Source organism: Algoriphagus sp. (assembly GCF_013373065.1).
Classification (GTDB): Bacteria; Bacteroidota; Bacteroidia; order Cytophagales; family Cyclobacteriaceae; genus Algoriphagus.
Genome location: NZ_JABXIN010000001.1, coordinates 178,777 through 204,280 on the forward strand (window position 1 = coordinate 178,777; position 25,504 = coordinate 204,280).

Below are 25,504 nucleotides of genomic sequence, written 5' to 3' on the forward strand. Positions count from 1 at the left end.
TAATTTCTTATCTTCTCCCCATTCCAGGCATTAGCTTACCCATAGCGGCTTTCGCACCACCCATCTTATTCATTTGCTTCATCAATTTGCGCATATCAGCAAACTGTTTCATTAAGTTGTTTACCTCGGTGATATTTCGACCTGATCCAGCTGCTATACGCTTTCTGCGACTTCCATCCAAGATATCTGGATTTTGCCTTTCATAAGGAGTCATACTTCGAATAATGGCTTCGATCGGTTTGAATGAATCATCATCGATATCCAGTCCTTTCATGGCTTTTCCCATTCCTGGGATCATTCCCATCAAGTCCTTGATATTCCCCATCTTTTTGACTTGCTCCAATTGGGAAAGGAAATCCTCAAAATCAAAGCTGTTCTTTCGAATTTTAGCGTTGATCCGTTTTGCTTCCTCCTCATCAAAAGACTGTTGCGCACGCTCTACCAAGGAGATCACGTCACCCATGCCGAGAATTCGCTGAGCCATTCGATCGGGGTGGAAAACATCTAGGTTTTCCATCTTCTCACCGGTAGAGATAAATTTGATCGGCTTCTCTACTACGTGACGGATGGAAATAGCAGCACCACCTCGGGTATCACCATCCAACTTGGTCAACACAACCCCATCAAAATCCAATCGCTCATCAAAGGTCTTGGCAGTATTCACTGCATCCTGACCGGTCATGGAGTCAACAACAAATAGCGTTTCAGAAGGATTGAGCGCTTTTTTCAGGGCCTCGATCTCATTCATCATCTGCTCATCCACTGCCAAGCGACCTGCAGTATCGACGATAACCGTTTTCTTTCCGGTTTTCTTTGCGTAAGCAATCGCATTATTTGCGATCTCAATGGCATTTTTGTTTTCCGGCTCGGCATAAACCTCTACACCAATTTGCTCTCCTAGTACCTTCAATTGGTCAATCGCAGCAGGTCGGTAGATATCACAGGCTACCAATAAAACTTGGCGTCCTTGTTTTTTCAAGAATGCCCCCAATTTTCCAGTGAAGGTAGTCTTACCAGAACCTTGCAAACCAGAGATCAAAATAACAGCAGGATCACCGGTAAGCTTGATATCCACCTTGGAGCCACCCATAAGTTTGGTCAACTCTTCTTGGGTGATCTTCACCAATAATTGACCAGGAGAAACCGAGATCAATACATCTCGTCCAAGCGCTTCATTCTTGATTTTGTCGGTAACTTCCTTTGCTACTTTATAGTTAACGTCCGCATCGATCAAGGCACGACGAATTTCCTTAACCGTGGTGGCAACGTTGATTTCGGTGATTTTCCCGGTTCCTTTAAGGGTTTTAAAGGCCCGGTCCAGCTTCAAACTTAAATTATCAAACATGTGATTTTCGCTATTTGCTGCAAAAGTAATGATTTTAGCGCCTGCACGAAAACTTAAAAGTCCTGAATCCCCGGAGAATTCAGGTCAATTTTGGCTTTTAATCACTAATTTGCGGACTTTCATTACCGAACGAAGAAAACTTCCTGCATGAAGCTGAATTTTCAAAAAGATCTGCTCCCTCACCTTTTGGGAGTACTCATTTTCTACCTACTCATCGTTTTTTACTTTTCTCCCTTGGTATTTGACGGAAAGGTTATTTTCCAGGGAGACATCCTCCAATGGGAAGGCTCCGCCAAAGAAGTCATGGATTACCGAGCAGAAACCGGCGAACAAGCACTTTGGACTAACTCCATGTTTGGTGGTATGCCTGCTTATTTTATCAGCCTCGAATTTCCTGGCGATTTGACCAATACGCTTGTATCCATCCTCACCTTAGGACTTCCACACCCGATTAACGGGCTGTTTTTTGGGATGTTAGGGATGTATATTTTGCTTTTGACTTATCGGGTTCGGCCTCTTTTTTCGATTGCTGGAGCAATTGCATTTTCTTTTAACACCTTCAATCTACTTTCCTTAGAAGCAGGTCACAATGCAAAAATCTGGGCCGTTTGTCTGATTCCCCTAATCCTAGCAGGAATTCATCTAGCCTTTGAGAAAAAACGTATCCTTGGCGCTGCCCTTTTGGCGCTGGGTCTTTTACTTCAGCTCAAATTCAACCATTTACAAATCACCTATTACACGCTAATCGTTTCAGTGATTTATGTTTTGGTTCGATTGATTTTTGATTGGAAAAAAGATGGGGCAATTGAAATTGGAAAAAGCCTAGGTTTTTTGACCCTAGGAGCACTTTTGGCTGTAGGAGGAAATTTGGGAAGACTGGCTACTGCATTGGAATATAGCCCCTACTCTACTCGTGGGAATGCTACTTTGGAAACAGAGCCTAGTGGCTTGGATCGGGAATATGCATTTTCTTGGTCCAATGGAAAATTAGAAACACTCACGCTTCTAATCCCGGATTTCTACGGAGGTGGAAGCCAAACGCCTTTGCCTGAAAACTCTGCATCGGAAAAAGCCTTGAGGGCTAACGGAATAGATGCTGGGCAAATCAATGGATTTGTAAAAGCAGCCCCTACCTATTGGGGAGATCAAGCCTTTACGGGAGGCCCTATTTATGGGGGAATTATTTTGGTTTTCTTAGCCATCTTAGGAATATGGGCTGCTCCGAAAGAAGTTTTGTATGCTTTTGGAGGGATGATTCTATTTTCCATTTTATTGAGTTGGGGAAAAAATCTAGCTTGGTTCAACTACCTACTTTTCGATATCCTTCCCGGGTATAATAAGTTCCGGGCAGTATCCATGGCATTGGGAATCACTTTGTTTGCGATTCCTGTACTAGGGATGATTTCTTTGGAAGAACTCATTCAAAAGAACAATTTGAAACCACTATACCTAGCGGGTGGCATCGTGGGTGGTCTCGTGTTAATCTTGGCGGTTGCTTCAGGAGTCTTTTTCCGATTTGAAGCTCCCGTTGATAGTAATCTTCCCGACTGGCTGGCAAATGCTCTCCAAAACGATAGAAAAAACATGCTTTCCACCTCGGCCTGGAAAAGTTTCGGATTTATTGCCGCTGCTGCGGTCTTGGTATTTTTAAGCATCAAACAAAAAATTTCAGATTGGATCCTTGGGCTAGCTTTAATTGCCTTGATTTCATTGGATCTGGTCACCATCAACAGACGATACCTAAACAATGAATCTTTTCAAGGAAATCCTTCCCGACAATTTTTCGCAGAGTCAAATGCTGAAAAAGAAATAGCAAAAGACACGGATTACTTCCGAGTTTTGAACCTAACAGAAGGGTTGACTCAAGGAGCACGCACGAGTTACCGGTTTGCAAGTTTGGGTGGCTATCACGGAGCGAAACTTCGTCGCTATCAGGATTTGATAGACTACCAATTGCAGAATGAAATCCAGGATTTCGTTTCCAAAGCGCAGGAGGGCGATTTTGATTGGGCAGGGATCGGAGTCATCAATATGCTTAATACAAAGTATCTGATTGCTGGTCAGGAAGCAGGAGCGGTTTTTGAAAATCCACAGGCGAATGGGCCTGCTTGGATTCCTTCCGAAATTATCCCAGTCAGCAGCAATGAAGAAGAAATTAAATTGGTTGGGGAAATTGATACCAAAGCTCAAGCAACGGTCAACATGGAAGAATTTGGAGTTATTTCAGCAGGTGCTGGCCAGGTTTCCCTGATAGCACACCATCCCAACACCCTCCAATACCAAGCACAAATGGATCAGGGAGGATTGGTTATATTTTCTGAAATCCATTATCCAAAAGGATGGATAGCGAAAATTGACGGAAATGAAGTCCCTATCCTTCGTACGAATTACTTGCTTCGAGGCATAGAAATTCCTAGTGGAACACACGAAGTTGAATTTTCTTTTGAGCCATCCAGTTATTATGCTACCAAAACGCCGATGGTGATTTTCCAATATTTGATTGTGTTTGCGCTCCTAGGCGGGATATTCCTCACTTACAAAAAAGAAGCATGAATTCGGAGGAAAACGAAAATAAAGTAGTCAGCTTTTACGATCAATTCGCGGAGAAGCAGGAAAAGACAGGAATCAATTCCCGACACCTTTCAATTTTAGACAAGGTGGTTTCAGCTGGCCTTCAAGCCCATCAGCGGGTTTTGGAAGTGGGCTGCGGCATTGGAACGGTTTCTTCCTTGCTTGCCAGACAGGTGACTAAGGGAGAGGTTCTAGCTGTGGATATTTCTCCTGAGAGTATTCAGAAAGCCCAAAACCTTTGGAAGGATCAATCCAATTTAAAATTTGAAGTCTCGGACATGTCAGATTTTGACAAAGGAGACCAAACTTTTGACTTTTTCGTGTTCCCAGATGTACTCGAGCACATCCCAGTAGATCAGCATCAGGCTTTATTTCAAACAATCAAAAAACATTCACATGCTGATTCGGTAGTTTTTGTCCATATTCCTGCACCCCGCTATCTGAAATGGATGATTGAAAATGAACCCGAAAAACTCCAGGTCATCGATCAACCCCTTGATTCAGGCGACCTAATCAAAAGCCTTACTTTCGCAGGTTTTTACTTGGAAAAAATGGAAACCTATTCGGTCTTTTACCAAGAAAAAGACTATCAATATTTTGTCTTCCGATCCTCCCAACCACTACAAAAATCCACCCCTCTCAGCAAATGGGAAGTCCTGAAAGAACGTATCCGAATCCGCCTGAAATACGGCCTAATTTAATAGCTATGAAAATCGAAAATCAAACAGTCGTAGGATTAACCTACGAACTCAAAGTCAGTAAAATTGAAGACGAAATAGAATCCGTTCCTTTCAGTGTGGAAGTTCGGGATGAAGATGATCCCTTTTATTTCATTTTTGGACAAAGTGGCCTTCCAGAAAAATTTGAGGAATACCTGACCGGAAAAAAAGAGGGAGACTCTTTCGATTTTGTCCTTAAGGTTGAAGAAGCCTATGGGGAAGCAGATGATGAATTATTGATCAACCTGCCCAAATCACAATTCTCGAAAGAAAGAGGATTTGAGGACAGCATGCTCCAAGAAGGCGAGTTTCTTCCCTTGATGGATGAAAATGGATATCCCATGCAAGCAAAAGTATTGAAGGATTTTGGAGACACGCTCCTTTTGGATTTCAATCATCCTTTAGTAGGTTTTGATTTGCATTTCGAGGGAAAGGTTCTGGAAGTTCGTGAAGCTACTCCTGAAGAATTAGACCATGGTCATGTACACGGTGAACATGGAGAGGATCATTAATTGAAAAAATCTTTTGTCAGACCGAGAGGAGTCAATAGATCTCGACTCCGCTCGGCCTGATGATATTGATTTTATAGTACCCTATTTTAACTACTTAACACAAGTTCTTTTTCAGTATTCCAGGTCAAATACACCCGATCTCCAACCTGATATTTTCGCAAAGGATCATCCACTTCCCAAATCATCCCAGTTTCTTTGAGTCGAATTTGAAGAGAGTTGAAATGAACCAAAAACCGGGAATCTACCACATGACCCAGCACTCCTCCCTTCGTTCTTAATTTCACATCACTTGGACGGATGAAATGATTTTCTCGTTCTGGAATTTGATTGATCGGAGAAAAAAGTCTCGCCACATACTGGTTTTTGGGATGCTCACATAAAACTCGAGAATTTCCCTGTTGAATAATTTTCCCTTTTTGTAGAATCAATAAATCATCAGTCAGTCGTAGGGCATCATCCAATTCATGGGTTACAAAAATAACTGTAGTTTTTCCTTGCTTGAAGCTTTCGACTAATTCTCCAATTAACTGATGGGTTTGAATTCGGTCTAAAGATGAAAACGGTTCGTCCAAGAGTAGCACTTCCGGCTCAATCGCCAAAGCAGAAGCAATAGCCACTTTCTGTTGCTGCCCTCCCGAAAGTTGTCTGGGAAGTCGATCCGCAAACTTTTCCAACCCAAACTGCTTCAGAAGGGCTTTTACCCGCTTTTGGGTATAATTTTTCTCAAAAAGAAGTAGAGGTCTGGCGATATTTTCAGCGACTGTAGCATTTGGGTACAATTGATAATCTTGATGAATGAGTTTTATCTCATCGTAACCTGCTACGAGTTTTTGAGAGGGGTTGAGGATTTGCTGTCCATTAAGAAGAACCTCACCCGAATCTTGCTTTTCCAAGCCCGCCAAAATCCGAAGAAGCGTGGATTTACCGGAACCACTTTCCCCGACAATAGCTAGAAGGGAACCCTCTTCAAGGTCGAGTGAAAAATTTTGAAGTGCGGCAACTTGCTGCTGATAGGACTTTCGAACATTTCGAACAGAAAAAAAACTCATAATTGGATTTCAGCTTGTGTTTTTTTGGGTAAGGAGGCAAAGATCAATTCATATGAATGATCCACCAAATCCAAAATCAATTTATCCGGAACATTTCCCTTTACAGAAACTGAATTCCACCATTGTTTATTCATATGATACCCTGGAGTGATTCCTTCATACCGCTCTCGTAGCTCTGCCGATCGCTCAGGATCACATTTCAAATTTATAAAGTCAAATTGTTCCAAATCCGTGATTCCAAATATCTTCCCTCCAACTCGAAAACAAAGCGTATTTGCATCAAAAGGAGTATCTTCTGAGGTCCCAGGCTTAGAAAGGCAATAATCTCGCAGGTAGGATAAAGTCATCTATTTTAGGAATAATTCTTTTTGATCATTTGAGCCAACTGATTGAACAAGTCTCCCAATCCAATCAATTTTTGTGGAGCTACTTTCATGGAACCTGCATAGCCCATTTCATTGATCAATTCCTGGAAACCCTTAACGATCCCAGGATTCTGCATTTCTTCAGGTGCTTGTACGCGGATAATAAATAGTTCATCAGCACTGGATATCTCCCCATTGGTCACCACTTTGAATTCCTTGGTGATCACACAAATCAAATCCGGCGCAATGGCTAAAGGAGCGGTTTCATCAGAGGAAAAGACGATCAGATTTTCATTTTGATTAAGAATAGTGTAGAGTTTATGCGTCTCTGTATCCGCAATGAGTGTCTTCCCATGGTCGAAGCCTCCCCCCACACTATCCATAGTATTGAGAACCTTTCCTTTCCCAATTAATTCCGCTTGAAGAACATTTACCTGCTGAAGGGTTTGAGGATCGGTTTCTACTCCATTTTGTAGATTTTGAACCATTTTCCCCACCCGCTGACTCAACGTAATCGTGCCAGGAATCAGGGCCTTTTCAAATGCTGAAATCGGATTGGAAAACATTCCCAAACTGGCTGAATCACCAAAATTCTCAATTTCCACAATAGGGCGTAACATCGCATCCAGCACACTTGCTCCTTCACAATTCACCAAAACAGACTGGGACTGATCGTTGGTAATAACAGCTGGTGCTACTTCCAATTGGTTGGCGGCATACGTGGTCAATTCGATCTGGGGCACAGCTCTTCTAGCCCCATCTCCATCCAAAACCACCAATCCAGGACAAGCAGCAGCAAGAACAAAAGGAACCATCGTACTCTCAGGACCCAATTCAATTGGTAAGACAGCAGTGGTTTTCTTTCCGGTATATTTTTCTTGATGATTGGCCAAAAAATCATAAGCTGCTTTGATGGCAATACCTTGATTGCTTTCAATTGCTGAAATCGCCCCGATATCACAGATCACCATTGCTAAACTTGAAGGATCCAGGCTTTCGTCAGTCACTTCAACCAAAGGCAGGGAAACAGAAGAATACTGCATTTTCATTTGATCTAAAAACGCATAGCCTGTCTTGGTCATTCCTCCACCCCCACTCCCCAAAAAAGCGGTTCCCAAAATAATTTGCTCTAAATCCTCGAATCCTAATTTTCTCATTTAGTGTTTTTTAAATAATAATAAGTATATTTTTAAACAGTTTTTGTGTATTTCTAATAATTAACTTTTAATCAATGGATTGGAAAGTAGACTATGAGGAGATCTCCTCTGACTTCAAAACAGGGGATGTAGTCCTCATGCATGGGGATTTTCCCATGAGTAAAATGATTCAATTTTTAGAAGGAAGTAAGTGGACCCATTCGGGAATGCTTATCCTGGCAAAAGATATCGGTAAAGAGGGAGTTTGGCCTGATGTATTATTTTGGGAATCCAATAGCCTCACAAACCTTCCCTGCCTAATCACAGGAAAGTCGAAAACAGGTCCCATGCTCGTTCCCTTTAAGGAACGTCTTCAAACAAACATGAACAATTACTATGATAGTATTTTTGCAGTTCGGCAGAATACTACTCCAATTGATCAAGAGGCCCTTAAAAAATTGGATGATTTTATGCCAACAGTCATGGACGCAACTTTTCCTACTGACTTAAAAATGTGGTATGAAAACATCGAAGGCAGAAAAGAAGGGAAGTTTTCGGGTCCGGCCCAAATCTTTTGTAGCGAATTGCTGACGATGACTTTTCAGGCGATGGGTATCATGTCCAAAAATTGGGTTCCTAATGCGGCTCGACCAAAAGATTACTCCAATGAAGGAGCTATTCCTTTCTTGAAAAGAGGTTTCCTACTACCTGAAATCTATCTCAATATCCCAAAGACAACGAAATAATGTACTGGACAAGGATTCTGTTTGTCCTTTATTTCCCAGTCTTTATGGGGTGGTTTGCCACTAAGGCCCAAGCCGCACAACTTCCTGTCATTCAAAAAGGGGTACTAGAAATCACCGATGTCTCTTCAAAGTCAAATGAGATCCTAAGTCTAACGGGAGAATGGGAGTTTTTCTTCGAAAAATTCGCAGACGAGATTTCTGAGGATCAAGTTGGTCAATGGATTCAATCCCCAGGCAATTGGGATGAGGTTTCAGAATTTAACTCGGATTATTCAGAAGGGTACGGCACCTATCGACTAACTATAAAAGGCTTGGCAACGGATCAGATTTATGGGCTGAAAATCCCAACCATCCACAGTGCCAGTCAAATTTGGATCGATGGAAAAAAACGGTCTAGCTTTGGAAAGTTAGGTCAAGAAAAGTCTGAAGAACAGCCCCAAATAGGAGGTCAACTTCTGTTTTTCAATCCTCAAAGTTCCGAGGTAGAAATCTTAATTGAGGTATCCAATTTTCATTTTTTCCAGTCTGGCATTTGGTCACCCATCTATTTTGGAGAAGAAAGTGCCTTGGTTTCATTCGACCGTAGAAACAGAATGTTCTCTTTTCTTCTGGTTGGTGGTTTGTTGATCATGGGGGTATACCATTTGTTTTTGGCTTATATCCAGCGGAGTTTTTTGGAGAGTCTTTTCTTTGGTTTCGCCTGTATTTTCCTGGCAATTCGGGAATTGGCTGGACCTGATGCGATTTTGATGGATTTATTTCCTTACCTGAGTCATGGGGTTTTGGTAAGGACAGTTTATTTATGTCTAGGATTGGCTTTCACCTTCCAAACGCTCTTTCTTTTCAGACTTTTTCTTCCTTTCAAAAGCAAGTGGATTTACAAATCCCAATACATCATAATGGGCTTGTTTATTCTTGCCATTCTTTTTCTTAATACTCGTGATGGGGCAATCTTTTTCAATTACTTCACCCTTTTTCTAGCACCTCCATTTATCCTATACACCATGTACATCGTAATTCGTGCAGCGATTAAAAAAACAGAAGGAGCTTGGGTGTTTTTGGTAGGACTAATCTTCTTCTATGGAGCTGCTTCTCACGATTACTTCGTCAACTACCAAAGCGAAGGAGTAGATATGAGTTATTGGATGCCATATGGATTCTTCTTCTTCATCCTTAGTGAATCAGTGGTTCTTTCCATTCGGTTTAACCGGGCCTTCCTCAATGAAGCAAAGCTGTCTACTCAATTGGGTCAGACGAATGAATCCCTCAAACGCTTTATCCCTAGAGAGTTTCTGAAGCTATTGGGAAAAAATGAAATCGTAGATGTCCAACTGGGAGATGCTGTATCCAAAGACATGACTGTGCTCTTCGCAGATGTAAGAAACTTCACCTCGCTTTCAGAAGGATTAAGCAGTAAAGAAACCTTTGAATTTGTAAATCGACTACTTACCCGAACTGATCCCATTATCAGAAAAAACCAAGGGTTTATCGACAAATATATCGGAGATGCTGTAATGGCACTTTTTGCAAATAAGCCCGATAATGCGATACAAGCGGCACTTGAACTTCAGCAAGAGGTCAAAAACAACAATCTTCTAAGCAATCAAAAAATAGGAATTGGAGTCGGCATTCATTATGGCAACCTCATTTTGGGGACCGTAGGAAGTAAATACCGAATGGATGGAACCGTAATCTCAGATGCGGTAAATACAGCAAGTAGAATCGAGGAACTCACCAAGGTTTATAAGTTGGATATCCTGATTTCTGAAGACTTAAAAAAACAGGTTCAAGCTCCTGAAAACTTCAACTTCCGCTTGATAGATACCTTGAACCTTCGTGGTAAACGAAGCCAAAACTGTATTTATGAGGTATATGATGATCCTAACAAATACCCTCCTGGCTTTTTGGAGCATTATGAGCAAGGAATGCATTCATTCAGAAATGTTGACATCAAAGAAGCCAAAGTTCAACTGGATGCTGCCTTAAGTCTTAAACCCAACGATGGGCCTTGTCAATATTTTTTAGAAAAATTAGCCGAATATTCCCGAGTTCAGGAAAACTTAGATTAGCCTCTTTTAAAATTCCCTCCACCAATCCGTCCAATTCGGATTCTTCCAGCTTCTCAATTCTCCAAGTTGAGGAATAACAAAGTCCATATTTAATTCCTCTGCCTTTTTTATAAACCCCTCCACTGGCTCTTTCCAATCGTGTGTTGCCAAAGTGAAACCTGCCCAATGAACTGGCATAATTTTCTTCACTAAGGCATGTTGCGCAGCCAAAACAGATTCTTCCGGAAATAGATGCAATTGCCGCCAATGCTCATTGTATTGTCCACATTCCATAAAAGCAAAGTCAAATGATCCCAAACGCTTGCCTACTTCTTCAAAATGAGTACCGAAGCCTCCATCCCCACTAAACCAAACCGATTCTTCGGGACCTCGAAAAGCCCATCCTCCCCAAAGTGACTGAGACCGATCAGTTAGGCCCCTACCTGAGAAATGGCGGGTTGGAGTGAAGGTAACCTGAATTCCTTCAAACTCTTTCGTCTCCCACCAATCAAACTCTTCAATTAAATCGGCATCCACACCCCAGTACACCAAATGACGCTTGACACCCAAGGCAACAAAGTATTTCCGTGTTTTTGTTTTGATTCGCTTTATACTTTCATAATCCAAATGATCGTAATGATCATGAGTCAAAAGGACCAAATCCATAATCGGAAGCTCATCAATTATATCCAGCGTATCCGTTGAAAACCGCTTGGTTTTAAAAGGCGCAATCGGAGAGGCATCAGGCCCAAGCATGGGATCGATAAACATGTTTTTGCCATTCATTCGGATAAAAACAGCAGAATGACCATACCATGCGAATTTCATGGCTTCTTCAGAATCCAAAAGTTGATCCTTTGCAAAGGACTGGATCGGGATAGAGCGAGAAGGCTGCTTCTTAGATCTTTCGCTGAATTGTTGATAAATCAGTTTGGGGAAATCTTTCAGGTCAATGTCCATTTTGGTAGACTGTAAGTTCTGAAATTTCCCATTTTCCCAGTTTGGAGAATTTTGATACTGATATCGAAGTTCCTGAGTTAATCTTCCCCCGAAATGATGAAATGGCATGAGCTGATTTCTGTTGTTCTAAATTTACTTTACCAGAACAGCATTTGTTTTAGAAAGATGCCAAAACCCTTTGATTTCGGGCAAATGAAAAAAATACAAATCAAAATTCTGGAGATGACTAAGATCATTTTCATTTGAAAAATATTCGTTTATCTTGAGCCAGTTCAGTTTAAAACCCAGTCCATGACTATTGGCCTTTTGAAAGAACCCGAGGGGGAAAATCGGGTTGCACTTCTTCCGGAAAGTGCAAAAGCCCTCATCCAACTTCAAGTAGAAATTCTTGTTGAAACTCAGGCTGGAGCATCGGCATTTGCTTCAGATGCAGATTATGAAGCTGCGGGTGCAAAAATCGCCTTGAGGAAGAATGCACTAAAAGCAGATTTGATCCTTGGTATTAATCCACCTACCGAAGAGGAACAGAATGAACTTCAGGAAGGACAAGTATTGGTTTGCCTATTCCAACCCCTTTCCAATAAAGAGTTGGTAGATCGATTCCTGAGCCAAAGACTGACCACTTTTTCCATGGACAATGTCCCACGAACTACCCGAGCTCAGGCAATGGACGTTTTGTCTTCCATGGCCACAGTTGCAGGATACAAGGCAGTTTTGTTAGCAGCCTCTCACTCTCCTCGATTCTTTCCAATGTTTATGACCGCAGCAGGAAGTATTGTTCCCTCAAAAGTCCTTATTCTAGGCGCTGGGGTAGCTGGATTACAAGCCATTGCGACAGCAAGGAGATTAGGAGCGGTTGTGGAAGCTTTTGATGTGCGTACTGCTGCTGAAGAAGAAGTAAAAAGTTTAGGTGCCAAGTTTGTAAAAGTAGAAGGTGCCAAGGACGAGGCAAGCGCTGGGGGATATGCGGTGGAACAAAGTGAAGAATATAAAGCCAAACAGCAGGCTCTGATTCAGGAACATGCCAAAAAGGCGAATATTATTATTTGTACCGCGCAAATCCCAGGAAGAAAAGCTCCCCTTTTAATCACCAAGGAAACTGTAGAAGCAATGGCTCCAGGATCCGTAATTATAGATTTGGCTGCTTCGACAGGAGGAAATTGTGAGCTAACCGAAAACGATCAAATCACGCATAAGCACGGAGTTACCATTGTTGGAGATTCAAACCTTTCCTCCACCATGCCTATGGATTCCAGCAAAATGTATGGTAAAAACATGGTCAATTTCCTGAAGCTTCTGATCGATAAAGAAGGAGGCCTTCATTTGAATTGGGAGGATGACATCGTCCAAAATACCTGCGTCACGCATGAGGGAATGATTCGAAGTGAGCGGGTCAAAAATATTTTATACCCATCCGAAACCACAACCTAATTATGGAAGAAATTCTAAGTGTATTTTATGAGAACAGGGAGTTCATATTCTTGATAATTGTCTCCATATTTCTCGGGATAGAGGTCATCTCCAATGTCCCTGCTGTCCTTCATACCCCCTTGATGTCCGGTGCCAATGCTATCCACGGTGTGGTTATCATCGGATCGATTATCATCATGCTCCAGGCTGACCCTGGAAATTATTATGCCTTGGTTCTAGGATTTTTAGCAGTAATCCTTGGCACCTTGAATGTGGTTGGAGGATTTGTTGTCACCAATCGGATGTTGGAAATGTTTAAGAAAAAATCGAAGTAAGCATGAATTTCAATCTACTCGGACTTAGCCTTTTGGAACTCTCCTACATTGCTGCTTCGGTTACCTTTATTTTGGGCTTAAAAATGCTTTCCAGCCCGGATAAGGCTAGAAAGGGAAATCTTATTGCTGGATATGGAATGGGCTTAGCAATCGCTGCTACCATTCTGTTTAAAGAAGAGTTCAGCCCCGATAAATGGCTGAATTACACCTTAATTTTAGCGGGATTGATCATCGGAACAGTCATCGGTGTACGAATGGCTTTGAAGGTCAAAATGACGGCAATGCCACAAATGGTTTCCTTTTTCAATGGAATGGGCGGAGCCTGTGCCGGTGTTATCTCACTAGTTGAATTCGACCATCTTCGCCATGGAGGAGAAATATCCGCAGGGATGTTGATCGTAATTCTTCTGGGATTGATCATTGGATCGGTTTCCTTTTCTGGATCAATGATTGCCTTTGGAAAATTAGAAGGAAAAATCGCGGATAAAGCCCTGCCTGCCGGACAAGTCATCAATATTTTATTATTGATTGCGATTTTTGGACTCGCTGGATATTTAGCTTTTTCAGGCAATCTAAGTATGCCTCTACTCTATGGACTCCTCGCAATTTCATTGCTCTATGGGGTTCTTTTCGTCATGCCTATTGGTGGTGCTGACATGCCTGTAGTGATTTCACTCTTGAATAGTTTTACGGGAATGGCCGCAGCTTTTGGGGGTTTCCTTTATGGAAATCAGGCCATGCTGACAGGCGGTATTTTGGTTGGTTCTGCAGGTACTATCCTAACAGTACTGATGTGTACGGCCATGAACCGCTCCCTTACCAATGTAATCATCGGGTCTTTTGGAGGTGGAAGCACAGCTTCTGCCAAATCGGGCGAACAAGGAACCATTAAAGAAATCAGTGTCACTGATGCTGCTATCTTATTAGCATATGCCAATAAAGTCAGCGTTGTTCCGGGATATGGCTTAGCAGTGGCTCAAGCCCAACATACAGTTCATAATCTAGAAAAACTTTTGGATGAAAAAGGTGTAGAATTGACCTATGCCATCCATCCTGTGGCCGGTCGTATGCCTGGCCATATGAATGTATTATTGGCGGAAGCGGATGTTCCCTATCCTAAACTTTTGGAAATGGAAGATGCTAACGAAGACATGGCTAGTACGGATGTGGTCTTGGTAATTGGCGCCAATGACGTGGTTAACCCAGCTGCTGAAAATGATCCCTCCAGCCCAATTTATGGAATGCCGGTCGTCAAGGTCTGGAATGCCAAAAATATCATTGTACTGAAACGATCCATGGGGAAAGGCTATGCGGGAATTGAAAACGAGCTCTTTTTCCATCCTAAAAACCGAATGCTTTTTGGAGATGCCAAAGACTCTCTGGAGAAACTAATTTCGGAATTAAAAAATCTTTAAATAAAAAAGAGCCGATCTAATTGAATGGATCGGCTCTTTTTCTTTTTGATGCTGTGTTTATTTTTTCCAGGCTTTAATCAAGCCAGGTAACATAACCAATGTAATTATCAGGAGACCAAAAGATTCTCGACCTTCTTCCATTTCCGGAGTCTTCATAGTCAGATCTCCTTGTTCGATTTCCTGTCCAATCCATCCTGGCACCGAGTCTGGCCAATAATAAATCGCTCCTATCAGACACGCTAAGACGACTAAGGTTAGAGGATATTTCGGAAAAATGCCCTTAATTCCTCTCAAACAGAAAATAAAGGCTACTGCATAAATACTGACCCAAATTTCAGGGTCCGGGTCGTTAAACTGCCAATAGGCAAAAAGGACAAATATCAATGCCCAAAAGCCGTAGAAATATTTCCAGAAATTCATAATTACAATTTTAAATCAATGTCTTGGTAGCAGGCACACAACCTGAGAAACCTCCTGCAGCTACTTTATATCCGTGATAATCAACCATAACCTCACGAACAGTAGTAAAACCATAAATCGTCCGGGATTTCATGATATCAAAGAATTTCTTTTCCTCCTCATCTCCCGAATTGGCTAGAGCCAAAAGTAATTCTTCACGGCGGGCTTGATCTGATTCCAAAAAATCAGTCTTCCCTAATTTATCCAATTGTCTTTTGATCAAATCCTGATCCTCTTTTTCATAACAATGTTCAAAAAAACGTAATAGAAATTTATCTGTACCCGTACTCAAAGCACCTATGGGTTGGGCATCTGGACTAGGTGTGACAGGAGGAAGTCCATCGGGAATAATGGTCTCAGCAACAGCAGAGATAAGTTTTTCTTGTTTCCAAGAGAAAAATCCCTGATGAGTTAACTGATCTACCAAATGCCACTTCCAGTCGGCTAATACCAAGCCGGCGATTCCAACTCCACCTGCCCCTAGTATTTTTAGTGATTTTCTTCGATCCATCGTTTCCGTATGTTTCTGTTGAATTTAATGGATTTGAGTTGAAGGACAAACACCCATTCGTGTAATTTCGGGCAGACTTAGCGATCCTGATAGTTGAGGCTAAAACCGATCGAAAGATAAGTCCGAAGCTTTTTATCGACAGAATTAGACCCCAAGCCTAAAGTAATTGGACCCAAAATGGATTGGTAGGAAATATCAGCCCCATAGCCTATCAATGTATTTTGAGAAAAAACATCCCCATTCAAAATCCCCTTTACCGGGGTGTTACTTGAATAGCCCAACCAATTTGCGCCTCCTCTCAAAAAGATTTTTTTGATTGGAATCACTTGTAATTCCAGTCCTACTTTACCAAAGTTTTGAGCTGTAATCTCCGCATAATTTAGCCCCCAAAATCGATTATCAATAAATCGAACCATTTGATATCCACCTACGAAAAAGTCTCGGAAGGACTTTTCAGATTCATTGGAAATGGTAAGACCTACTCCTAGAGAGGGTTTGATTTGAACGGATTCAGATAATGGAAATAGTTTGGAATACCTACCCAATAAAGTTAGGTAGGAATTCGGCATTAAACTTTCCACCAATTGATCGACTTCCTCCTTTGAAACCGGAATTTCTACTCGCCCTCCATCTATATAAATAGTATCCACCCCCTTATCCAAATTGATTTTTAGCCAGGTTTTAAGCCGATATTCTGCCTCCAATAATCCCTCTGCTCCTCTTGTTGGAAAATTCCGGTCATCCTGTGAATTCCGGTAGTATCGTGCCCTTATACTGACATAGTTATCTATTCCGTTCTTTACACCATCCGGAAGAATTTGATCAAACTGTAATTTGGACCGACTCATATCCGTGATAAACCCAAAATAAAATGCCTCCTTCAAAGAGTTCGTAGTAATTAGCTGTAGTTCTGTTCGGCTATTGTTAAAAATATTGATCCGGGATAGTTCTCCATTTTCATAACCAGGGAACTCTTGCCTTAAATAATTGAATCGAAAATTGATGGCAACTTTCTTTTGAGGCCCAAGATACTTGTAGTGATCAAATCGAAATTTGGGGTTTCTGGAAATATCAGCAACTAACACAGTTCGAGAAGAATTCCCGATCCAGTTTCTGATTGTCCAATTAGCAAGTAGGCCTACTGAAAAAACATTATCATAATGAAGGGCTGTAGAAAAAGTGGTTTTGGGTTTTTCAATTGTTCGAATTATTAAATCAAATTCACTTTCATTGACTTGCCGAAGGGAATAATCTACCTTATAAAAGCCATTGACCCCGAACACATGACGAACAGCTTCTTGTAAAAAATCCCGATTAACGGTTTGACCCGGAGATACCCCCAATTTGGATTTGATGAATTCATCTGAAAACAGCTTATTCCCTTCCACTTGAATAGATCGTATGGTCAACTCTGGAGAAACAGGGGCCTCATCTTTTTCCAAATTCTTCACACCCAAACTATCGGCTGCTTTTTTGAACCGATCGAAAAATACCTTTCCTGTACTTTCTCCTAGTTTCAAAATAGCATCATATTCACCAAAACTACCTGTAGAATAAGGACCCAAATCGGGTTTGATATAAATATCAGTATCCTCAATATTGGCACTTGTTTTCCGAAGGGATTCCGACATCGCGATCTGCATCAAAATACCCCCAAATCCCCCTAGTTCTTCGATTTCCAAAAAATCCTCATCGGATACATTCACACCAATTACAAAATCTGCCCCCATGGAGCGAACAATATCCACCGGGAAATTATTTACCACTCCCCCATCAACCACCAAGGTAGAATCCAGATTGAAGGCAGTGAAGGCAGTGGGGATTGCAATACTTGAGCGGATGGCATCGTGTAAATATCCTTTATCAAAAACGATGGGTTCACCGGTTCGAACATCCGTTGCAATACATCGAAAGGGAATAGGGAATTGATCAAAACTCTCGTACTGAGCCGCCGGAAAAGTGTAATAGTGTAAAACCTCTGATAAAACCTGTCCATGAATAAGGCCGGATGGCAAGGTCATTTTCCCTTTATTGAAGGGGATTTCAACGAGATAACGGTTGTAATATTCTTTCTCCTCAAAAGCAATATCCTTAAAATCAACTCGGTTTGATACGACCAAATCCCAATCTGTACTGCGAATAATTTCTTCCAAATCCTCCGCACTGTATCCTATGGAATAAAGTCCACCAATCACTGAACCCATACTGGTTCCGACTATAAAATCGGGACGCAGCCCCGCTTCTTCCATCGCCTTAATGATCCCTACATGAGCGATCCCTTTTGCTCCTCCACCACTCAATACTAAACCAATACGGGCAGGCTTCTCAGAAGAAACCTGCCCAATTAAATAGTGGCTACTTAAGCAAAGTAATAGAATGGAAAAAATTATACGTAGACGAAAGAAGCCCATACCAAAAGAAAATTACTTTCTGTAATCTAAAGGAGCTTCTCTATCTCCTACCAAGGACTCATACTTGAAATTTGCACCTCGTCGACGATCCAATTCTGCTTTAGCATCTTCAGCAAGTTTAGGATTTTTGAAAACATCCAAAGCTGTCAAAGCCAAGGTTTTTGCAGCAACCATCATTCCTTTGATACCAATGCTAGTTCCTCCCGCAGCCACTGCTTGCCACGTATGAGCACTCGTACCAGGAACCCAAGTTGCAGTACCCAATCCTGCTGTTGGAACCAACCAGCTAACATCTCCCACATCGGTAGAACCACCGGTTCCTTTTTCCTGAACTTTAAATGGTTCGATCTTAGCTGCATCTTCAGCAGGGTTTATGGACAAATCGGGATAACTTTTGATTAATTCTTCTGCAAACTTTTTATCTGCCTCATCATAAATTACTCCGCCAACTTGCTCCAAATTCTTATGCATAACACGGGCAAGAGTTTCATTAGGCAAAAGATTATAGACTCCATTGATGATTTCGTATTCCATGGTAGTCTGAGTCCCCAGCGCAGCACCTTCAGCAGCCTTCACCATGCGCTCAAAAATTGATTTCACCACAGCCACATCGGGATGTCGTACATAATGATAAGATTCAGCAAAAGCAGGGACCACATTTGGTGCTTCTCCGCCTCGAGTTATTACATAATGCATTCGAGTTTCTTGGGGAACATGCTCCCGCATCAGGTTTACCATAAAATTCATTGCTTCTACCCCATCCAATGCTGATTTTCCACGTTCGGGAGCCGCAGCAGCATGGGAAGCAACTCCATAGAACCGGAATTTGGTAGAAATATTTGCCAAGGAAGAATTGGCTCCGGCATTATTTTTAGATCCTGGATGCCAATGCAACATCACATCTACATCATCCATCAAACCAGCACGAGCCATGTAAACTTTACCTCCGCCTCCTTCTTCTGCCGGAGTTCCATAAACACGGATGGTTCCTTTTGTACCATTGGCAATCATCCAGTCCTTCACAGCAATCCCTGCAGCAACAGAGGCAGTTCCAAACAAATGATGTCCACATGCATGTCCTGCTCCACCTTCCACTACAGCCTCTCGAAATGGAGATGCCTGCTGAGAAACTCCTGGTAGCGCATCAAACTCTGCCATAATTCCAATAACAGGATATCCAGATCCGTATTCAGCCACGAAGGCAGTGGGAATTCCCGCTACCCCAGCTTGGATAGAAAATCCTGCATCTGATAAAGTTTTCTGAAGTAAAGATGAACTTTCACTTTCCAAATAACCCAACTCAGGATTGGACCAGATTTGAAGTGCGATAGTTGAGTAATACTCTTTTTTAGAATCCAAGTCATTCAAAACGGATTGGTCCTGTGCTTTAAGCCCAAAAGCTGATAAACACAAGAAAAGTATAAGTAGCTTTTTCATCATAAGGTGATTGAATTGGTAGGATGGTTTGCAATTTTTTGAAAATTAGAAGGAAACTATCAGAGACCCAAAAAATCGATCAAAATTTGGACTTAAAATTCATATAAAAAATAATGTTTTGAATAAATGGATTTAGTCTAAATATTATTCTATAAATATTTCATTTTTAAATCAAATATTGTATTTTTCTAAGAAATTAACCCTTCCTACTATGAATAAATTGTTTAAAGTTTTTGCTTGGCTATTGGGAGCTGTAATCATTTTACTTCTGATTGCCTTTGTTTATTTGCAAATGATATTTCCTGATGTTTCTCCAGCAGAGGAACTATCCATCGAGTACACCGCAGAGCGGGTGGAGAGAGGAGCTTATTTGGCAAACCATGTCACCGTTTGTATGGATTGTCATTCAGCAAGAGATTTTTCTTTGTTTTCTGGGCCACCCACTCCTGGAACCCTAGGAAGAGGTGGCGATCGATTTGACCATTCCATGGGTTTTCCGGGTGTATTCTACGCAAAAAACATTACCCCAACCGGTATTTCTGATTACACCGACGGAGAATTATATCGGGTGATTACCACAGGTGTGACTAATGATGGGCGAGCAATGTTTCCTTTGATGCCTTACATGTATTATGGCAAAATGGATCCTGAGGACATTTATGACATCATCGCTTACATCCGGTCCTTAGATCCCATTTCAAGTGAAATTCCAGATTCAGAGGCAGATTTCCCCGTAAGCTTAATTCTAAAAACTATGCCTAAGGACGGAGAACCTCAAAAAAGACCTGACCCAAGCGATCAAGTAGCTTATGGAGCTTATTTGGTGAATGCAGCTGGCTGCATAGAATGTCATACGCAGGTCAACGAGCAAGGAATGGTAATCCCTGAAAAAGCATTTGCTGGAGGAAGAGATTTTATGTTCCCTGATGGTTCTAAAGTTAGTTCAAGTAACATAACACCTGATACAGAAACGGGGATTGGAAACTGGACTTCCGAGCAGTTTTTACAGCGATTTAAGCAATATTCGGATTCCTCCTATTTGGTCAACAAGGTTGCTCCTGGCGAATTCAATTCAATTATGCCTTGGACCATGTATGCAGGCATGAAAACTAAAGATTTGGAAGCTATTTTTAGTTACCTTCAAACCCTATCTCCACAAAAAAATGAGGTAATACGTTTTACAGCTGCTAATTAAAAAACACATACTTCCTTCAAGATCCCACGGTGAAAAACTGTGGGATTTTTTGTTTAGTGTGACCACTGTCACCAAATACTGTGGATTTCAAAAAGTATCTTTCGGACAGATTGGAAAAAACTTCCTTTTGCCCACGAAGAAATTCACCAAATACCAGTACAATAAATCCCTAATTTCCCATGAAATATTCCAGAAGGAAATTTATGTCCCAGCTTGGCGCATTAGGTGCAGGCACAAGTCTCTTGAGCTTATCTCCACAAGTCGCAAAAGCTGAGGCAAAAAAGCTAAACCCAAAATCATTTAAGCTGACCATTCTACAGACGACAGACGTCCATTGCCAGATTCATCCTCATGATGAACTCTTTTGGGAAAATGGAAAATCTGTTTTCAGAAAAACAGGCGGCTACTCTCACCTGAAGACCTTCATCGATAAGGAAAAAGCAAAAGCCGAGCATTGTTTGGTAATGGATACTGGAGATATGTTCCAGGGTTCTGAACTCTCCGTCATGACCACTGGAGAAGCCATGGTTCCAATTTTGAATGAAATCGGCTATGATCTTTACCTACCGGGAAACTGGGAAGTGGTTTACTACAAGCAGGCTATGCAACATCTACTTGGATCTTTGCATGCTCCGAAAATCTGCGCAAACATGTACCACGACTTAGGTGATGGAAAACGTGGAGAATTGATCTTCCCTCCCTACCATATTTGGACGGTCAATGGAGTGAAAATTGGCTTCTTGGGCTATACAGATCATTTAGTTCCGCTTCGACAATCTCCTAATTATAGTAAGGGAATTATCTATACCAAACCTGAGGAAAACTTGGAGCACTATGTGAATGTGCTTAGAGATCAGGAAAAATGTGCCTTCGTTGCTATTATTGCTCACTTGGGGCTTTCCCAGCAAATCAATTTAGCAAATCTACCTGAATGCGAGGGAGTGGATTATATCTTAGGAGGAGACACCCATGAGCGGGTACGCAAACCAATCCAAGCAAAGTATGCCAAAGTCGTTGAACCAGGTGCTTTTGGTTCCTTTGTTGGAAAATTAGAACTGACCATTGAAGATGGAAAAGTTGTAAAAGATGATTATGAATTGCTAGAGGTTTCTTCTGAGGACAACAAACCAGACCCGGTAGTTGAACAGATTATCGCTCAAAACGAGGGGCCCTTCCAAGAAGATATTTACCAAATTGCAGGATACAGTACCGCTCCATTATACCGGTACTTTGTGATTGAAAACCCAATTGACACCATGATTCTGGATGCCATCAGCTGGCAGGTACCAGAAATTGATATCGTTCTTTCCAACGGTTTCCGATTCTGCCCTCCAAGAACTACTCCTGATGAAACCGGCAACATTCCGATTACAAATGGGTATATCTTCGATATGCTTCCGGTTGATTCCACTATTCGAACTGGTAAAGTAACGGGATCACAGATTTCAGCTTGGCTTGAAAAGGAATTGAATAATGTCTTTGCAAAAGAGGCATCAAAGCGATTCGGCGGCTGGGTGATTAAGTTCCGAGGAATGGAAGTTAAATTCCTAGCATTTGGAGAAGAAGGAAAGCGGGTTCAGTCCGTAACTGTTCACGGCAAACCTCTGGAAGCAGATCGGGTTTACAGTATTTGTGCTTGTGAACGGGATGGAGATCCCGATGATATGCTTTGTCGTATGCGTGGAGTTCAGGACACAAAGAACACCCAATTTACCCTCCACAAAGCAGTAAAAAATTACTTGGCAGAGAATTCTCCAGTAACCCCTATACCTCCGAAATCGGCTGTTGCCCTAGATGCACCAGCCACCTTGCTGACTCAGGTTTACGGAGTGGATTACGAGTTCAGATAATACCCTCACCCCAAAAGGGAACGAGAAAAGTGTTTATTCACCAAAAAGCCGGCAAATGCCGGCTTTTACTTTTTCTGAAAAATTAGGAAGGAAATAGCTCCTAAGGCCATCCCCACTCCTATTCCAACGGAAAGCCATATTCCCATTTCACCTCTAATTATACTAATAGAAGTACCGGCAACAGCCCCTAACAACAAGCCTCCGGAGATAAACAAGGGCAGGTATTTCTCTTTATTACTTTTCATCTTCAAAACTGAATAAATCTTCTACAGATACATTGAGAATTTGGGCTAAATCAAAGGCAAGCCTTAACGATGGATTGTATTTATTTTTTTCGAGGAAAACGATGGTTTCCCTTCTCACATTGACCTTTTTTGCCAGCTCCTCCTGCGTCAATCCAAGTTTTACCCTGAATTCCTTTATTCGGTTAGTCATTCGGCACTCCTCGAAAATGATGAAAGACCCAACTTAATGCAAAAATTATAGCCATCCCCAAAATTCCAATCCCAATTAAACGATCTTTATCAAAGGTCACCCGATCCTGCATATAAAGGAGGAATACCCACAAATACAATGACACATAATAGGATAAAGCCGCGGTTCGGACCATGACCTTTTTAGATAATTCATCCTCCTGAGGTTCTCCTACTTTCCAACTCTTGATTCGCCTAATCAATAAAAAGACAGCAAATACCAAGATCAAAGCAATTATCCCCAGATAAGGGCCCTCCCCCTCTGAAAATCCAGAATTGCTTAACCATAAATAAACCGTAGCCACTACCATCAGGATAATGACTCCCATGAGGACAATTCGTTTCATAAGAATGTTAAATATTTCTAACACAATGTTAGAAATATTTAACATAAATAAAAAAATTAGATTCTGATTTTTTAAAACTTCATGATTAATACCAACAAATCACTTTCAAAGTGCTTTTTTGAATTATGAAAAAATACATCTTTTTCCTACTCCTTTCCATTACCCTTCATTCATGCCAAAGTGTTTTGCAACCCTCTGGTTGGGAGACCGAGCATATCCAAATTGCACGGGATGAGTTTGGGGTTCCGCATATTTTTGGAAAAACCGATGCAGATGTAGCCTATGGATTAGCATGGGCGCATGCAGAGGATGATTTTGAAACGATCCAAAAAACCCTTCTTGCAGGAAAAGCGCTTGTAGGAAGAGTATATGGAGTAGAAGGTGCCGCAGTCGATTTCTTCGTTCACCTGCTCGAGACCAGAAAAATTGCGAAAGAGCAGTATAAAAACACCTTTTCAGAAGAGTTTCAAGCTGTTTTGGAAGGCTATGCCGCAGGAATGAACGATTATGCAGAGAGCCATCCGGATGAAATTTTGTATCGAGGCGCTTTTCCGGTAAATACACTAGACATTACCTCCGCCTACATTTTATCACTAGCTCAAATGTCTGGGGCAGACCGAGCTGTACAACAAATTGTGAATGGAAAAGCTGGCAAAGTTCTTCCAGACCCCAATCCAAAAGGTTCCAATGCGATTGCTATCCATCCCTCCCGAACAGATTCGGGAGAAAGCTTCCTGGCGATCAACTCCCATCAGCCCTTAGAAGGGCCTGTATCTTGGTATGAAGCCCATCTTCATTCAGAAGAAGGATGGAATATGCTGGGAGGTTTATTTCCGGGAGGGGCGATGATCTTTCATGGAGTCAATGAACATCTGGGCTGGGCTCATACCGTGAACTTCCCGGATTTACTTGACACCTACCAGTTAGAAATTGACCCTGATAACCCCAATCGCTATCGAGTAGATGGCGAGTGGCTTGAATTGGAAGAACGGACAATTTGGCTCAAGGTAAAATTCTGGGAATTTTTGACCATCCCTGTCCCTAGAAAAATTTGGAAAAGTATTTATGGCCCAACGCTTATCACCGAACAAGGAACCTTCTCCATCCGACTTGGAGCTTTGGACCGCATCGGAGCCCCGGAACAGTGGTGGCGAATGAATAAGGCATCGAACTTTTCAGAATGGCGTACAGCCATGGAGCGATTGGATTTAACTAGCTTCAACACGGTTTATGCAGATAAATACGACACTATTTTTTACGTGAGCAATGGACTAATCCCCAAACGGAAACCTGCCTTTGAGTATGAAGAAACCGTAGCGGGAAATACCCAAGCCACGCTATGGGAAGAATATCATGCATTTGAGGAATTACCTCAATACTTGAATCCAGGCTCAGGCTACCTTTTTAATACCAATCACAGCCCATTCACTGCATCTGGCCATCAGGATAATTTATCTGCTGCAGCTTTTCCCAAAGAAATGGGTTTCTCATTGAGAGAAAATAATCGGTCGGTTCGTTTCCGGGAAGTAATGCCTGACTCAGGAATCATTTCCTGGGAGGATTTTGAACGAATCAAATTCGATGATCAGTTACCAGAAAAATTAGCTTTCCGAACCAACATGGATAGTTTATTCCTTTTGGATTCTGAAAAGTATCCCCATCTCCAAAATCAAATTGAAGTTCTGAACCAATGGGATAAAAGCGCTCCGGTCGAATCGGAAGGAGCCGCCCTTTTTGCCTTTAGCTATTATTACTGGCGCGATAAATTCAACGAAACAGGAAGACCTTGGGAATCAACCTTGACTGAAGCCGAAGTTGTGGAGAGTCTAGAAGCCGCAAAAAAGCATTTTCAAACCCATTTTGGGAAAGAATTGGTTTCCCTTGGCGAATACCAAAAACTAGTTCGAGGGAATAAATCATTACCGTTATGGGGGCTGGATGATGTTATTACGGCTATGCGATCCGAACCTTGGGAAAATGGCATGCGAAAAGGTGCTCAAGGGGAATCTTACATTATGATGGTTCGATTTGGAGAAGGACTCCCCCAAATCGAAACAATCAATGTATATGGAGCAAGCAATAGGCCCGAAAGCCCGCATTATGCTGATCAAATGGAACGTTTTCTGAAACGAGAGTTGAAGCCCATGACACTAGATAAAGAAACTGTATTAAGCCAAGCTGTCAGGATCTATCATCCAGGAAAAATTTGA

The 25,504-nt window shown here is 41.8% G+C and carries 23 protein-coding genes; 11 read left to right on the forward strand and 12 right to left on the reverse strand.

Features of this window, described 5'->3' with window-relative positions:
* Window positions 1–7: 7 nt before the first annotated feature.
* A complete protein-coding gene (ffh, locus tag HWE15_RS00800; protein WP_290505592.1) occupies window positions 8–1,345 on the reverse strand; it encodes a signal recognition particle protein in 1,338 nt (445 codons plus the stop codon).
* Window positions 1,346–1,492: 147 nt separating this feature from the next.
* Between ffh and HWE15_RS00805 the strand changes: the two genes are divergently transcribed.
* Genes HWE15_RS00805 through HWE15_RS00815 form a run of 3 tightly spaced genes read left to right on the forward strand, consistent with a single transcriptional unit; the run spans window position 1,493 to window position 5,147 of the window.
* Window positions 1,493–3,898: a YfhO family protein gene (locus HWE15_RS00805; protein WP_290505593.1), complete on the forward strand. Its 2,406-nt coding sequence runs from the start codon at window positions 1,493–1,495 to the stop codon at window positions 3,896–3,898.
* Window positions 3,895–4,617 carry a bifunctional 2-polyprenyl-6-hydroxyphenol methylase/3-demethylubiquinol 3-O-methyltransferase UbiG gene (locus HWE15_RS00810; protein WP_290505594.1) on the forward strand — a complete coding sequence of 241 codons (723 nt, stop codon included), beginning with the start codon at window positions 3,895–3,897 and terminating at the stop codon, window positions 4,615–4,617. Before HWE15_RS00805 ends, HWE15_RS00810 begins: the two co-directional genes overlap by 4 nt.
* A 5-nt stretch (window positions 4,618–4,622) precedes the next feature.
* The gene (locus HWE15_RS00815) at window positions 4,623–5,147 is read left to right on the forward strand and encodes an FKBP-type peptidyl-prolyl cis-trans isomerase (protein ID WP_290505595.1); all 525 of its coding nucleotides are present in this window, start codon (window positions 4,623–4,625) and stop codon (window positions 5,145–5,147) included.
* A gap of 86 nt (window positions 5,148–5,233) precedes the next feature.
* Here HWE15_RS00815 and HWE15_RS00820 read toward each other — a convergent pair whose 3' ends face one another.
* From HWE15_RS00820 to HWE15_RS00830, 3 genes are read right to left on the reverse strand one after another with little or no spacing between them, the layout of a single operon-like run.
* Entirely contained in the window at window positions 5,234–6,196 is a 963-nt protein-coding gene (locus tag HWE15_RS00820; RefSeq protein ID WP_290505596.1) for an ABC transporter ATP-binding protein, read from the reverse strand.
* A complete protein-coding gene (locus tag HWE15_RS00825) occupies window positions 6,193–6,543 on the reverse strand; it encodes an MmcQ/YjbR family DNA-binding protein (protein WP_290505597.1) in 351 nt (116 codons plus the stop codon). The genes HWE15_RS00820 and HWE15_RS00825 overlap by 4 nt, the downstream gene beginning before the upstream one ends.
* A 5-nt stretch (window positions 6,544–6,548) precedes the next feature.
* Entirely contained in the window at window positions 6,549–7,718 is a 1,170-nt protein-coding gene (locus HWE15_RS00830; RefSeq protein WP_290505598.1) for a DUF917 domain-containing protein, read from the reverse strand.
* Window positions 7,719–7,792: 74 nt separating this feature from the next.
* On the opposite strand from HWE15_RS00830, the gene HWE15_RS00835 reads away from it, so the two are divergent.
* Together HWE15_RS00835 and HWE15_RS00840 are read left to right on the forward strand one after the other, a co-directional pair.
* Entirely contained in the window at window positions 7,793–8,443 is a 651-nt protein-coding gene (locus HWE15_RS00835; RefSeq protein WP_290505599.1) for a hypothetical protein, read from the forward strand.
* On the forward strand, window positions 8,443–10,512 hold the full coding sequence (locus tag HWE15_RS00840) for an adenylate/guanylate cyclase domain-containing protein (protein ID WP_290505600.1): 2,070 nt from the start codon (window positions 8,443–8,445) through the stop codon (window positions 10,510–10,512). Before HWE15_RS00835 ends, HWE15_RS00840 begins: the two co-directional genes overlap by 1 nt.
* 6 nt (window positions 10,513–10,518) lie before the next feature.
* Here HWE15_RS00840 and HWE15_RS00845 read toward each other — a convergent pair whose 3' ends face one another.
* A complete protein-coding gene (locus HWE15_RS00845; RefSeq protein WP_290505601.1) occupies window positions 10,519–11,559 on the reverse strand; it encodes an MBL fold metallo-hydrolase in 1,041 nt (346 codons plus the stop codon).
* Between the two features lie 183 nt (window positions 11,560–11,742).
* Between HWE15_RS00845 and HWE15_RS00850 the strand changes: the two genes are divergently transcribed.
* Genes HWE15_RS00850 through HWE15_RS00860 form a run of 3 tightly spaced genes read left to right on the forward strand, consistent with a single transcriptional unit; the run spans window position 11,743 to window position 14,611 of the window.
* Window positions 11,743–12,882: a Re/Si-specific NAD(P)(+) transhydrogenase subunit alpha gene (locus tag HWE15_RS00850; protein ID WP_290505602.1), complete on the forward strand. Its 1,140-nt coding sequence runs from the start codon at window positions 11,743–11,745 to the stop codon at window positions 12,880–12,882.
* A 2-nt stretch (window positions 12,883–12,884) separates the two neighbouring features.
* A complete protein-coding gene (locus tag HWE15_RS00855) occupies window positions 12,885–13,196 on the forward strand; it encodes an NAD(P) transhydrogenase subunit alpha (RefSeq protein ID WP_290505603.1) in 312 nt (103 codons plus the stop codon).
* Window positions 13,197–13,198: 2 nt separating this feature from the next.
* The gene (locus HWE15_RS00860) at window positions 13,199–14,611 is read left to right on the forward strand and encodes an NAD(P)(+) transhydrogenase (Re/Si-specific) subunit beta (protein ID WP_290505604.1); all 1,413 of its coding nucleotides are present in this window, start codon (window positions 13,199–13,201) and stop codon (window positions 14,609–14,611) included.
* Window positions 14,612–14,668: 57 nt separating this feature from the next.
* Here HWE15_RS00860 and HWE15_RS00865 read toward each other — a convergent pair whose 3' ends face one another.
* From HWE15_RS00865 to HWE15_RS00880, 4 genes are all read right to left on the reverse strand, one after another.
* Entirely contained in the window at window positions 14,669–15,031 is a 363-nt protein-coding gene (locus HWE15_RS00865) for a transmembrane 220 family protein (RefSeq protein ID WP_290505605.1), read from the reverse strand.
* Window positions 15,032–15,041: 10 nt separating this feature from the next.
* Complete coding sequence (locus HWE15_RS00870; protein WP_290505606.1) at window positions 15,042–15,581, reverse strand: gluconate 2-dehydrogenase subunit 3 family protein; 540 nt, start codon at window positions 15,579–15,581, stop codon at window positions 15,042–15,044.
* A 77-nt stretch (window positions 15,582–15,658) separates the two neighbouring features.
* Window positions 15,659–17,992, reverse strand: coding sequence for a patatin-like phospholipase family protein (locus HWE15_RS00875; RefSeq protein WP_290505607.1), 2,334 nt, complete (start codon window positions 17,990–17,992; stop codon window positions 15,659–15,661).
* A gap of 12 nt (window positions 17,993–18,004) precedes the next feature.
* Complete coding sequence (locus HWE15_RS00880; protein WP_290505608.1) at window positions 18,005–19,429, reverse strand: amidohydrolase; 1,425 nt, start codon at window positions 19,427–19,429, stop codon at window positions 18,005–18,007.
* A 211-nt stretch (window positions 19,430–19,640) separates the two neighbouring features.
* Between HWE15_RS00880 and HWE15_RS00885 the strand changes: the two genes are divergently transcribed.
* Window positions 19,641–20,624 (forward strand): c-type cytochrome, encoded by a 984-nt coding sequence (locus HWE15_RS00885; protein WP_290505609.1) that lies wholly within the window; start codon window positions 19,641–19,643, stop codon window positions 20,622–20,624.
* Window positions 20,625–20,803: 179 nt separating this feature from the next.
* Window positions 20,804–22,474: a 5'-nucleotidase C-terminal domain-containing protein gene (locus HWE15_RS00890; protein WP_290505610.1), complete on the forward strand. Its 1,671-nt coding sequence runs from the start codon at window positions 20,804–20,806 to the stop codon at window positions 22,472–22,474.
* A gap of 65 nt (window positions 22,475–22,539) precedes the next feature.
* Here the strand turns inward: HWE15_RS00890 and HWE15_RS00895 are convergent, their stop codons facing one another.
* The 3 genes from HWE15_RS00895 to HWE15_RS00905 are packed head-to-tail and all read right to left on the reverse strand — an operon-like array spanning window position 22,540 to window position 23,294.
* A complete protein-coding gene (locus HWE15_RS00895; RefSeq protein WP_290505611.1) occupies window positions 22,540–22,719 on the reverse strand; it encodes a hypothetical protein in 180 nt (59 codons plus the stop codon).
* Window positions 22,709–22,909 (reverse strand): helix-turn-helix transcriptional regulator, encoded by a 201-nt coding sequence (locus tag HWE15_RS00900; RefSeq protein ID WP_290505612.1) that lies wholly within the window; start codon window positions 22,907–22,909, stop codon window positions 22,709–22,711. Before HWE15_RS00900 ends, HWE15_RS00895 begins: the two co-directional genes overlap by 11 nt.
* Window positions 22,902–23,294 (reverse strand): hypothetical protein, encoded by a 393-nt coding sequence (locus tag HWE15_RS00905; protein ID WP_290505613.1) that lies wholly within the window; start codon window positions 23,292–23,294, stop codon window positions 22,902–22,904. The genes HWE15_RS00900 and HWE15_RS00905 overlap by 8 nt, the downstream gene beginning before the upstream one ends.
* A gap of 125 nt (window positions 23,295–23,419) precedes the next feature.
* On the opposite strand from HWE15_RS00905, the gene HWE15_RS00910 reads away from it, so the two are divergent.
* Window positions 23,420–25,504, forward strand: coding sequence for an acylase (locus HWE15_RS00910; RefSeq protein ID WP_290505614.1), 2,085 nt, complete (start codon window positions 23,420–23,422; stop codon window positions 25,502–25,504).